The sequence below is a fragment of the Veillonella parvula genome (genome assembly GCF_032550495.1).
GTDB classification, from domain to species: Bacteria; Bacillota; Negativicutes; order Veillonellales; family Veillonellaceae; genus Veillonella; species Veillonella parvula_G.
Genome location: NZ_JAWFZJ010000003.1, coordinates 196,199 through 208,901, shown reverse-complemented (window position 1 = coordinate 208,901; position 12,703 = coordinate 196,199). Strand labels below are relative to the sequence as shown.

Below are 12,703 nucleotides of genomic sequence, written 5' to 3'. Positions count from 1 at the left end.
GCATCACCTATTTATTAACAGTGGCAATACTAATACTTGCAGCGCCGGCTACTTTCATATCATCCATTAACTCCACGACCTTGCCATAGCTCAAATCCTTATCGGCACGAATAAGGAAATTTTGATTTTTATTCTCTCCAATCTTGGCTTTCACAGAGCTAATAAGCTGTTCTTTCGTCACATACCCATCATCTATCATCAGCTGCCCAGATTTTTCAAAATCAATTAAAACCGGGCGCAACTCAGCGGACTGCTGCGTTTTCGTTTTTGGCAGCATAATAGATAAGGATTGTTGTGGAATTGTATATATGGTGCTAATCATAAAAAATACGAGCAAGAAAAAGATGATATCAATCATAGGAATAACCATTAAAGTAGGCTTTTCTCCCTCCATACGACTCATTCGTTTCATGCAGCATGCCCCCGATCATAAGAATCTAAAACACGAGAAAATGAATCTTCTAAACGAGATATCGTCATGCGTACATGATGGGTAAATGCAGCATGGAAACATAACGCTACAATAGCCACGCAAAGTCCGGAAGCAGTTGCGACAAGGGCTTCCCCCACACCACCGGTAATAGCAGTAGGTACCGCACCGTCAGCACCGAATACCTGAAAGGCACCAATCATACCCGTTACAGTACCAAGTAAGCCTAATAATGGTGCTATCGTAACAATGGTAGAGAGCCAATCAAGGCTACGAGAAGCGTGCGTATAAACATGAGCCACCATATCCTCCATTTTAGACTGCAATACATTACGATTCTGACACTGTCCAAGCACGCGAGGTAGATTATACGAAATATTAGCTGTATATTTAGATTCTAAGGTAGTTAATAAGGATTGCCAGTTCATTTCGCTCTCTTCTAATGCATCATTCAGAGCAAACATTTCCCGCTTCAATTGTCGATAATAAGATATACGTTCAATCGCTATAGCTACGGCAATGATAAGGGCCACTAGTAACGGCCACATAACAAATCCACCATGTAAGAATAATTCCCAAGCCTCTTTCATCGTAAACCTCCTTTATTAACAGTTTAATTCTATAAACTTATTTTCTCCCCTACTAAACTAGTTTTAAATAAATCAAGTTACATCAAAACGATAATCAAAATCACTTAATAAGTCTACCATATCATACTATATTTTCCAATATCATATAAATACCAGTCATTATAAAGGATATTATAAATTATAAACCTGAAATAATTTTGAACTTACGTCTCAATTGCAACACAAAAAGAGACCTTGCTTTGATCAAGGTCTCTTTTTATTAAATTATATTTCCACTAACAAAATCACATCGTACATAATCAGTACTATTGCAATTCCGTAGTTTGTGTCTTTACTTCACGAGCTGTAGTAAATGCTGCTAATTCTGCATCACCAGCACCAAGAATGACTTTGTTAGCCACTAACGCATTAGCCGCTGTTTTAGCATCTTGTAAAGTAATTCCAGCACGAGGAGCACTAATTGTGACTGATGTGCTTTTACCACCGACCGTAGAAAATGTAAGATATACAACGCGTTTTTCCGCCATGTGGGCGCCTCCTTTCACGTTTCATAAACAAGTTCATCGAATCTAAATAGACTATATAAACAAGTTAAATTACAAATATGCCTGTCTTCGATTCATATCAATAAGGATGGGAATGTGTGGACTTGCTATTTCTACACCTTTTTACGACTATATAAGAATGTACGAAACCAGCAATTAAAAATGTGTTTGGATCACCTAAAACAAAATGGTAGAAAACCTACACTTAATGTCCTAAGGATACTTCATTGACGCGGACCACGTCGGACAAGCTGTGGTCATACAAGGCTGCCAGCGCATTACCAACGGTTTTCACATGATCGTCAGACGCTTCTTCCGCAACACGAGTATAGGTTACGTCTTTGTACTTCGGCGCATCTTCGGTACCGATGTTAAAACGCAACACCAATTTAGTGCGTTTAATATTAGCCATCGTATCACCTCCTTTCACCCTCTTATATTCCTGAGGCCCTCATTCGACAACCCTCTTGCCGTTATTTAAGGTACTTATGGTGAAAGTAGCTGAACTCTGACTGTAATACTATGAATTGAAATAGAAAAAGACCTCTACCTAATGTTATCTAGAAGCTTATCAATCTAGATAACACCGGTAAAGGTCTATAAAGTGCTCTTACTATGAGTACTATCCATATACATATTATTCGGTTTTCAAAGCCAACATAAAGTCATATGCTTTAACAGCGGCTTCAGTGTCCACAAAATGTAGAGGATTTAACATACGACAGAATTTAAAAAGATATTCATGTTTACCCAGAATGTCTTTTATATGTAGAACGGTCTCACGGGCTGTACAAGCTGAGCTATAGCCATTCATCATAGCATATAGATAACATATAGGTAAATTATCCTCTCGGAAAAAACTGTGAACAAAGATGAGTAAATCCCAGCCTTGCGGTGTAAACTCAGGCCAACGACGGCTATTCTCCCAATCTAGCAGAGTAATCTTATCTTCTTCTGGCTCATAAGTAATGTCTCGCATGGCAGGACGACCATGACTTAAACCATAATCATGCAAGCGACCCAATGTCTTGCCAAACATATAAAAAATATGACTTAACATATCTTGCAAACTATCATCCTCTGGATGTTGAGCAGGCAATTGGCTATAATATGTTAACGTTTTGCCACAATCTTCTGTAACAAAATAATGTTCTCTAAAACCAGCAATAACAGGAGCTACTGGTAATTGCGTATTCACAAAAGAAATCTTGTAAAACTCATAATCAAAAGAAGCTCTAGGTGCGGGTTTAATCCAACTAGAGCGATGGTTACTTATATCCTGTTTTACAAAGTACTGTTTGTTGTTAAAATCCACAGAAAAAACACGATGTTCTGTCTCTTGATCAATCATTCGATCGATATATTCTAATAGCATATCATTCATTATTTTCCCCCCGTATATACACTCTATAATGCTAATGGCCCTCTCAAAGCATAATAACTAGTATTTCCAATATAATATCTCCCAAATTTATATTGTATAGTATAGTATAGTCTAGTCTAGTATATATAGCATTATAATAATTTATGAATTACAACATATTAGTTATTACTCATATAAGTGTATACAATTTGTGTACTTATTATACTACAATTATCAATCGATATCAAAATCAAATTTATTTATAAAGTTAGTATTTTACTGTATTTATTTTACATTTATCGGTTTATATATATTTTACGATTAATATTTCAGTACACTTAAATCCAAATCTATTACTATTACTATTACCATTAACATTACTGGAGCTCTATTTATAAAAAAGAAAAATCCCCTAGCCTAAGCTAGGGGGTTCTTCTGGTAATTATGATAATAGGTTTAGATTCAGACTACTATATAGATCAACTCTGATCATGCCTAAATCAAACGAATTAACCTACAAATTTTGTCACTGCCGCAGTATCAGTTAAGTGACGTTTAGGCATACCCATTTCAGCAGGAGAAATGCCAAGAGCAAGACCTACTAATTGGGACATGTGCAAGATTGGCATATCTTTGCCACCGCCTACAACTTCTTTAGCTTCTTTTTGGAACATATCAAGTTGCATTTGGCAAAGTGGGCAAGGAGTTACTACGCAATCTGCGCCTTCTGTAGCTGCATCTTTGTTGATGGAACCAGTCATTTGCATTACGGAATCATGTGCAGGGTATACAGCATGGAAACCGCAGCAATCAAGTTTACGAGAGAAGTCGATTGGTGTAGCACCGATAGCAGAGATCAAATCTGCTAAAGATGTAGGCATTTGATAATCTTCGAAGCCCAATTCAGTTTGAGGGCGAAGAATATGGCAACCATAGTATTCAGCTACACGTAAACCAGTTAACGGTTTAACAACTTTAGCTTTCAATTTATCCAAACCGTAATCGCGAATCAATACCCATAAGAAATGAGTAATATCAGTTGTACCGCGGTATTGTTTACCGATTTGAGCCAATTTTTTATTAACTTCGTTCTTTTCTTTTTCGTTTGCATCAAGTTCATTTTTAGCTTCACGAAGCATCAAAGTACAAGTATTACATACAGTTAAAAGGTTTAAACCCTTTTCTTCTGCTAATGCAATGTTACGTGCGTTTGTAGCAAGTGTAACTTCTGGAGCGATATCTTGAACGTGGGAAGCGCCGCAGCAAGTCCAGCCGTCAAGTTCTTCCAACTCAATACCTAATTTTTTAGCTACAGCAACTGTTGCTAAGTAATCTTCTTTGGCAGCGCTTTCAAGAACGCAACCTGGGAAAAATGCGTATTTCATTATTTGCTTACCTCCTCAGCTGCTTTCATAAGTCTGCGAACACCATCAATACCGTTTACAGGTTTTTGAGGTACTACAAGTTCAAATGGGTTGATTTTGCTGTGTTTCCACAAACGCAATGCATAGAATGCTTGTTTAGCGGAATCTACAACACCATCAGATTTCAAGCTCATAGAAACTTCTTTCAAGCGACCAGTTTTGTAAAGATCCTCTTTGAAAGCAACTGCATGGCGAACGCCTTTGCTATTAGTAAGACCAGCTTTTGTAGCTTCTTTACGCAAGTTGGAAATGTCTTGAGCAGGTTTTAAGTGTTTAGGGCAACGGGAGATACAGTTCATGCAGTGAACGCATTTCCAAAGACCGTTGTCGAATGCAGGTTGAATGTGAGCCATAGGTGCATCATCACGGCTATCCAATACGAAACGGTTAGCTTTTGTGAATACATATGGTTCTAAGAAGTCGTCTTCGCGAGCAGTCAATTTGTTACATTCAGACGCACAGCAACCGCAAAGGATACATTCTGTACCAGCAACGAATTTTTTGAAGTCAGCTGGAGTTTGGCGAACGATTTTGTCTCCTTCGTTGAATTCAGCTTTAAGGAAAATCCAAGGAGCAACTGTTTTCAAACGATCAACTTTGGATTCCCAATCAACAACTAAGTCACGGATAACACGGAAGTTGCCAATTGGAGCGATTGTCAATTCGTCTGTGCCATAACGTTCTGTTAATTCATCGATTTTAGATTCACAGCCGAGCATCGCTTCGCCATTTACACGAATGGAGCAAGCGCCGCAAACTGCGGAACGGCAAGCTGCCAAGAATGTCAATGTTGGATCTTGAGTATCTTTAATTTTTTGAAGGCCCCAGAGGATTGTACGGTCAGGTTCATAATCGAATTTGAAAGTCTGTACAAACGCGCGACCTTGTTGGTAACGGTGAATATGGTAGGTGATTTGTCTCATCTTAGTACTTCCTTTCTTGTGGTTCGTATTTAGTGAACACTACATCGCGTTCTGTTAATTCGTATTGACCGTCAGCACCTAATTTGATCAAGGAATGTTTTAAGTATCTTTCATCATTACGTTTAGGATGGTCTTCACGAATATGAGCACCACGAGATTCACGGCGGTGTAAAGCGCCCATAGCAATAGCTTTTGCTACTGTTAACATGGAGCCAATTTCACAATAGTTTACGAATGCCATGTTGTAAGTACGTTCAGGGTCACCTACATAGCAAGTTTTATAATCTTCAATCAATTGTTCGATTTCTTTTAAGGCTTCAGTAATACCTTCTTCATTACGGAAGATACCTACTTTATTCCACATTGCATCAGCCAATGCATCGCGAATTTCTACAACCGGACGACCGCCTTCACGGGATGTTACTTCTGTGAAACGAGCTTCCCAAGCTTTTGCAGCTGCAGCAAGTTCCGCATCTACGTTAGGTTGTTCATGTGTTTCAGCATAATCAGCTGCGCCAGCACCGGATACTTTACCGAATACTACGCCGTCTGCCAAGGAGTTACCACCCAAGCGGTTCGCACCGTGGATGGAGATACAAGATGCTTCGCCAGAAGCGAACAAACCAGGCACTTCACATGCACAAGTTTTGTAGTCAACTACGTCGATACCACCCATTGTATAGTGACATGTTGGACGAATAGGTACCGGTTGAGTCAATGGATCGCAATGTTCGAAAGTCATAGCCAAGTCACGGATACCATGAAGTTTTTCAATAATAACTTCAGGACCTAAGTGACGAAGGTCAGCTACTACGTATGCGTTAAGACCAGAACCGAAACCACGACCTGCAGCGATTTCATCTTCGATGGCTTTCGCTACAACGTCACGGGATGCCAATTCCATTTTATTAGGCGCATATTTTTTCATGAAACGTTCGCCTTCAGCATTAAGAAGGTAACCACCTTCACCACGAACCGCTTCAGACATCAAGATACCAGTACGACCAAGACCTGTTGGATGGAATTGGATCATTTCCATATCTTTTAAGCCATTACCAGCGCGGAATGCTGCTGCCATGCCATCACCTGTGGAAAGGAATGGGTTTGTAGTACGAGTCCAGAAAATACGACCTGCACCACCAGTAGACAAGATAATTGCTTTTGCTTTAATTTGCTCTACTTTACCTTCTTTCATGTTCCACACAACTGCGCCACCAACGTGACCATTTGCGTCTTTAACAAGATCTAAAAGGTACCATTCTTGTAAGAAGTGTACGCCTTCTTTCAAGCATTGTTCGTAAGTTGTGTGCAAAATAACATGACCAGTTTTATCTGCAGAGTAGCAAGTACGTGGATAGGATTGACCACCGAAGTTACGTTGCGCAATTTTATTCTCTTCAGTACGGGAGAATGGAGCACCCATGTGGTCCATTTCAAGTACGCCTTCTGGGCAACGAGAGCAGAAGAATTCGATTGCATCTTGGTCGCCAAGATAGTCAGAGCCTTTTACAGTATCGAAAGTATGAGTTTCAACTGTATCTTCAGCTGCAACGTTGTTCAAACATGCATTTACACCGCCTTGCGCCATTGCTGTTGCAGAGCGAGTTGGGAAAATTTTAGTAATAAGAGCTACTTTTAAGCCTTTGCGACGACCTACTTCAAGAGCCGCACGCATGCCGGCGCCACCGCTACCTACTACTAGAACATCAAACTGTTCCATAATGACCTCCTCATAACTACCTATTAATAAGAAACCTGTTAGACTATCTCATTTCAAAAACTTATAAAAATTTTTGATAACCTAATCATTTTTCTTTCAAGAAAAACCCCATACTTATGCGATTTTTCTTATTTCTTTACCTATAATTATAGAGAGCATTTCAGGTCATGTCTAAACCCTATTATGCATAATTAATTTTGATTAATCTAATTGATAATTTATTTCACTTAGTATTTTTAAGGTAAAAAGAGGAGTCAAAAAAATACCTATATGAATAATTTTTACAAGAAGTTAAGGATTTTACGAAAGTAGTTCGGTTCCGAAATTTTTCTATGTTTTTATTTCCTTTGGTATCTATAGAATTCGCATAAACACTAGCTTTTTAATTATTGCTAACCATTCCTAATAATTAATATCCATTAAATTCCTACTAAATTTACCTCGAATTTAATCATCGAAAATTATCGTTTTTCTCCGCTCATAACAAGTATTTATTCCTGTGATAATAATTATCATAAGTTTTTTTAGTGATTTATCGCACATCATCTAAAATCGATAAAATCATCCTCATCTATGCGCATACGGCAATCTTCGATATAGTTAGATTTTATTCATTAGCAGAATTCATTAAGTTTCTGTCTTTCACCATTTTTAAGGCTTTTAAAGATGAAGAAAAGTCTTGTAAACTCGCATGTACATTCATCTTTTGCTCATTACTATTGTATAAGGTATGATAATAGATAAATAAGTTATATAATATTATATATATAGTCACCTTATATGGTGTTGTAGCTTTCAAAAAAAGGAAGTTTATATATATATAATGACTATAATTAATGTAGTTGGAGAGCTATATTTTTAAATCATACATAAGGAGAACAGAGAATGAAAATTTTACTTGTAGAAGACGAAGAAATGCTGAATGGTATCACGGCTAAATATTTACGTGCAGAGAATATGACAGTTGATACATGCTTCAACGGACAACAAGCGATCGATTACGTTAACACATCCAGCTATGACGTTATCGTAATGGATATTATGATGCCAATCCTCGATGGTATCAGTGCTCTTGCACAAATGCGTAACGACGGTAATACAACACCGGTATTGCTTTTAACAGCAAAAGATTCCTTACAAGATAAAGTTACAGGCCTTAACACTGGCGCGGATGATTACCTTGTAAAACCTTTCGATCTTGAAGAGTTAACTGCTCGTATTTATGCATTGGCTCGTCGTAATGCGCGTCATGCACAAAACGATATCCATGTAGGTCCACTTACCATCAATGTTCCTCAACGTACAGTTAAACGCGACGGCGAAACAATTACATTGACTGCAAAAGAATTTGACCTATTATTCTATTTAGCAAGTAACGAAAATATCGTATTATCTCGTCAACAAATCCTTGACCATGTTTGGGAATACGATTATGAAAGCTACTCTAACCTTATCGACGTATACATTAAAGATTTGCGTAAGAAAATTGATACTGATGAAAATGTAAAACTCATTCAAACGGTTCGTGGAGTAGGGTATGTCCTCAAAACAGAAAACTAATGATCCTCACCGAGATCTAGATACCATGTCTGGGGCAGCCGATTTATTTAATCGGCTGCCCCTAACCTTTAAAATTATGTCGTGGTATACCATCTTTTTGCTTATCATTTTGATGGTTGCATCCGCATGGATTTACGCATATACACATGAATCCGATAACAAAGAAGTGCGCGAGCGCTTACAGCAGCAAGCGATGATTATGGCTACGGATATCCGCAAATTTAAACCGTACCAAGATAATACATTCTTCTTTGTATCAACTCAAGACGGCTATATTATTAAAGGGGCCTTGCCAGATGGGTTTCCAAACCAAACAATTCTTTCCTTAGGACAAGTTGGTGAAATTGCTGCAGGTGATGATACCTTCTACTACTACGATACGCCGGTCAATGAACCAAACTATCGTGGTATTTTGCGTGCTGTTACAAAAGTAAAAACAGCCTCTAAAAAGACGGAAAACCTTTTATACAGCCTATTATTAGGAAATATCATTTTCTTACTAATTTCCTCCCTAGGTGGTTATCTTTTCATCAAAAAAGGACTTAAGCCCGTCCGAACTTTGACGAAAACAGCTAAAGTCATCGGTAAAAACAACGATTTGAGCCGTCGTATCGACATTCCTGCTCGCACGGCAAGAGATGAAATCTACGAACTGACCACAACGTTTAACCGTATGATTTCAGGTCTTGAGGATTCTTCCAATCGTGAAAGACAGTTTAGTTCTGACGTATCTCATGAATTGAGAACACCAATTGCTGTTATTAAAGCAGAAAGTGAATTTGCTTTAAAATACGGTCGTACGGAAGCAGATTTACGGGAAGGTTTAACACATATCTTAGAGCAAGCTAAATTCATGACTAATCTTGTAAGCCAACTGCTTGATGTAGCCCGCCTTGAAAATGCACAAGGTCTAAGCTTTGCACCTGTCAATGTATCATTGATGTTATCCAATATGGTGCACGACTATACAAGACTTTGTACAGAAAATACAGATAAACAGATTACGATTACATCTCACATTGAGCCTAATTTACATATGAATGCTCACGAAGTATCATTACGTCGAGCTATCACAAACCTAGTGGACAATGCCATTAAGTTTACAAACTCTACTATTGATATTTCGGCTAAACTCGTAGGCAGAGACTTAGTCATTACCGTAACAGATAATGGTATTGGCATCGAACCTGAAGCCCTGGATCATATTTGGGATCGTATGTATCAGACGGAACAATCGCGAAACAAAAAATCTAATCACGGTATAGGTCTAGGTCTATACTTTGTAAATAAAGTTATTAACTTACACCATGGCACAGTAACGGCCACGAGTGAACCACAAGTAAAGACTACATTTACAGTGCGATTGCCGTACAACACAACGGAAGAATAACATAAAAGGGACTGACCATTGGTCAGTCCCTTTTCTATATTGATTTTAATCCCAAAAGTCCATAATGTAGAAATTAATTAAACCATAAAAAACTAGCATATAGAAGCTCCTTCTATATGCTAGTTTTTATGTATTTAGTTTTAAAGCAACTTATTACAGATAATTAACTTTAGCCTACAAATTGTTGCCAAAACGGTATATATACATATTCTAGGAAGGTCCATACAAGTAGACCCGCTACAGCACCAACAATAGCGCCATTAATACGAATCCAGCTGAGATCATCCTCCACCTTAGATTCAATAAAGTAAATAAATTTATCTGTACTGAGGCCACCTAATACTTGACGTATGATAGTTTCAATGAGGTCATACCCTTGTTCAAGTACGTAGTCGCCAATATCGTGTAAGGTTTTTTCAATACGATTTCTAAGATCTTCTGATTGACCGTATACATTCCATAATTCAAGAGCAATATTAACTAAAACCTGAGCCGGAGTCTCTCCATTTTCATCCCCTACGAGCAATAGTTCTTCTATATAAGGGCATAAATGGTTTTCGATAACAGATTCCCAATCTTGTTCGCGAATCCAACGTTCCCACGCTTCATCAAGAGCATCGCAGACTTCATGGTTCTCTTCAATATTACGAATTGGTTCTACCCATTGTCGCAACCAAGCTGTTCGTTCAGGGCTATTGGGTCGTTTCCAGCTTTCCAGCATAGCATAGGCCTCTTGGACAATAGCCTCTGCCATTTCTTGATAGTTTACTACATCGGTAGCTTCGGACATAGAAATAAGGAAATCAGACCAGAAGCCTTTTCGCTTTTTCTTATGTGCCTCTTCTGCTACGACAGCGGTAAGCCAGGTAACCATGGCCGGATGATTAATCCGTTCTTGAATCACGTTTAAAACTTGCACAACCATACTTTCATAGCGATTATGCTCGCATAAATCGAGTAATACGTGTTTCAAAACAGGCACGAGAGAATGTTGTTGAAGCAATCCGCGAATGCGTTTTGCCCCCCATTGTGCCCATTCTTCATTAGTTTGAGATTTCCATAAAAGGTGTAGTCCTTGATGAATCACAAGGCGCGCTGCTCTCTGCCCCTCAGGAGACAACAAGAACTTTTCAAACAATGGCACAAATTGCACATTTTTCAATAATACCTTACAACGCTCCTTGGTAAGCATCTTCGTCTCTACAAGTTTAATGACACCATTAATAAGGCGATCTTTATTGCGAGGAATTAGCGCTGTATGATATGGGAAGCCTAGTGGCTTGCGAAATAAAGCCGTTACAGCAAACCAGTCAGCCACACTGCCGATGAGGGCAGATTGAACAGCCCAGTACAACGGTTGATACCAACTTTCATAGCCAAAGAAAAATTGTCCTACAAAAGCAAAACAGTACAATACGGCAGTCAAACCAAGAATGCCATTAGCACGCTGTTTCAAGGTAAGGGATTTCAAATAACTAATCATTTGAGCACCCCCTCTACAATGATGGTCAAACCGTATAAGATGCCGCCAAGGACAGCGCCTATAAGGGAACCATTAATACGCACCATTTGAAGGTCATAGTACATTTTGCCGCGAACAATTTGAGTGATTTCATCAGGCGAGTAACGAGATAATTCCTGACCTACCACACTGTCGATGAGCGGATTCAACTTCTGCAACCACGGAATACTACGCAGCAAGAAGAACCGCTCAAACGGCGCCTGCTTGTCTGGATTCAATAAAATTTCGGTGCCAAGCACATTAAAGCGCTCCATAACGATGTCCATGAGGCGTTTCCAGTCCAATGTATCCCCATCGATAAGTTTGCCTTCCCATTCTTCAAGAACCATTCTAATCCACTGATTTTTATGTTCTTCGATGAAAGCTTGCCACTCTGTATTAGTTTCCAAATTATTGAAAAAGCGAATGGCTTGGCCCCATACATAGCGCCCCAATGCAGAGTCAATAGATTCATTTTCCTTCAAGAATTGAACGGCTTTTTTCTGTACCGTTTCTACCAATCGTTCTGGTGAAAGTCCATCTCCACCAAAGGCGATAGCCAATTCGCGAAAGAAAGAATCCTTTGTATAAGTTTTCATAATGTCTAGCATGACGCGATACAAATACGGGTATACCTGATTTGATGCGATAACACGCTGACATGTGCGGTTAAAATAAAGCCAAAACACGCTTGCTGTGTGACGTTCTAGCATACAACGACCAAAGAGAATAACAAGGGGTGTTGCTTTCCAGTTTGTAACCCCCTTATAAATGGCCTTATTAATCTCTTGGCGCATCGGTTCAATATCCATATGAGATAAAACTTGATTGCCCACACCGTACAAGAGATTTCGAATTTGAACTTGTCCCACATCGCTCATGCCGTATTCAACGATACGGACCATAACGCGTTCTTTTTTGATAGCATAATACATCTGTGGCACGCGCAATAGCTCTTCGCTGAGCATAGTGCGGCCTATCTGAATTAATCGTTCCTTACTGCGCGGCAAGATTGCCGTTTTGAAAGGAATGCCTAAAGGCTTCGTAAAGAGAGCCGTTACTGCATACCAATCCGCGAGGCCACCTATCATAGCTGCTCCAGAGATATGCATGATAAAGGCCCAAAATGTATCATGTCGTTGCGGATATGAAATTAAAAATATAATAGCCATGACAACCAATAGGGTGGTTGCCACTGGTTTGGTTTTCATCATCACTTGATCCTAACTTACTCAATTACGCATATAGACTATCCCT

General features: G+C 39.0%; 12 protein-coding genes. 2 read left to right on the top strand and 10 right to left on the bottom strand.

Going from position 1 to position 12,703, the window contains the following annotated elements:
• Positions 1–7: 7 nt before the first annotated feature.
• The 8 genes from E6X37_RS07355 to E6X37_RS07320 form a co-directional block, all read right to left on the bottom strand.
• Positions 8–412, bottom strand: coding sequence for an ExbD/TolR family protein (locus E6X37_RS07355; RefSeq protein ID WP_004698134.1), 405 nt, complete (start codon positions 410–412; stop codon positions 8–10).
• The gene (locus E6X37_RS07350) at positions 409–1,020 is read right to left on the bottom strand and encodes a MotA/TolQ/ExbB proton channel family protein (protein ID WP_287533172.1); all 612 of its coding nucleotides are present in this window, start codon (positions 1,018–1,020) and stop codon (positions 409–411) included. The genes E6X37_RS07355 and E6X37_RS07350 overlap by 4 nt, the downstream gene beginning before the upstream one ends.
• A 305-nt stretch (positions 1,021–1,325) precedes the next feature.
• Positions 1,326–1,547: a DUF2922 domain-containing protein gene (locus E6X37_RS07345; protein WP_004694662.1), complete on the bottom strand. Its 222-nt coding sequence runs from the start codon at positions 1,545–1,547 to the stop codon at positions 1,326–1,328.
• Positions 1,548–1,770: 223 nt separating this feature from the next.
• Complete coding sequence (locus tag E6X37_RS07340; protein WP_004698290.1) at positions 1,771–1,977, bottom strand: DUF1659 domain-containing protein; 207 nt, start codon at positions 1,975–1,977, stop codon at positions 1,771–1,773.
• A gap of 225 nt (positions 1,978–2,202) precedes the next feature.
• A complete protein-coding gene (locus E6X37_RS07335; protein ID WP_004694659.1) occupies positions 2,203–2,949 on the bottom strand; it encodes a BUD32 family EKC/KEOPS complex subunit in 747 nt (248 codons plus the stop codon).
• A 488-nt stretch (positions 2,950–3,437) separates the two neighbouring features.
• Positions 3,438–4,313, bottom strand: a complete 876-nt coding sequence (locus E6X37_RS07330; protein ID WP_004698224.1) for a CoB--CoM heterodisulfide reductase iron-sulfur subunit B family protein — start codon at positions 4,311–4,313, stop codon at positions 3,438–3,440.
• Positions 4,313–5,275, bottom strand: coding sequence for a succinate dehydrogenase/fumarate reductase iron-sulfur subunit (locus E6X37_RS07325; protein WP_008714753.1), 963 nt, complete (start codon positions 5,273–5,275; stop codon positions 4,313–4,315). The genes E6X37_RS07330 and E6X37_RS07325 overlap by 1 nt, the downstream gene beginning before the upstream one ends.
• A gap of 1 nt (position 5,276) precedes the next feature.
• Positions 5,277–6,995, bottom strand: a complete 1,719-nt coding sequence (locus tag E6X37_RS07320) for an FAD-binding protein (protein ID WP_316584201.1) — start codon at positions 6,993–6,995, stop codon at positions 5,277–5,279.
• 885 nt (positions 6,996–7,880) lie between these two features.
• Here E6X37_RS07320 and E6X37_RS07315 point away from each other — a divergent pair.
• Both E6X37_RS07315 and E6X37_RS07310 read left to right on the top strand, forming a co-directional pair.
• Positions 7,881–8,555: a response regulator transcription factor gene (locus E6X37_RS07315; RefSeq protein WP_004698139.1), complete on the top strand. Its 675-nt coding sequence runs from the start codon at positions 7,881–7,883 to the stop codon at positions 8,553–8,555.
• A complete protein-coding gene (locus E6X37_RS07310) occupies positions 8,533–9,945 on the top strand; it encodes a sensor histidine kinase (protein ID WP_316689711.1) in 1,413 nt (470 codons plus the stop codon). The genes E6X37_RS07315 and E6X37_RS07310 overlap by 23 nt, the downstream gene beginning before the upstream one ends.
• 169 nt (positions 9,946–10,114) lie before the next feature.
• On the opposite strand, the gene E6X37_RS07305 is transcribed toward E6X37_RS07310, so the two are convergent.
• Both E6X37_RS07305 and E6X37_RS07300 read right to left on the bottom strand, forming a co-directional pair.
• Positions 10,115–11,428: a DUF445 domain-containing protein gene (locus E6X37_RS07305; protein ID WP_316689710.1), complete on the bottom strand. Its 1,314-nt coding sequence runs from the start codon at positions 11,426–11,428 to the stop codon at positions 10,115–10,117.
• Positions 11,425–12,660 (bottom strand): DUF445 family protein, encoded by a 1,236-nt coding sequence (locus E6X37_RS07300; protein ID WP_004694645.1) that lies wholly within the window; start codon positions 12,658–12,660, stop codon positions 11,425–11,427. Before E6X37_RS07300 ends, E6X37_RS07305 begins: the two co-directional genes overlap by 4 nt.
• Between the last annotated feature and the right edge of the window lie 43 nt (positions 12,661–12,703).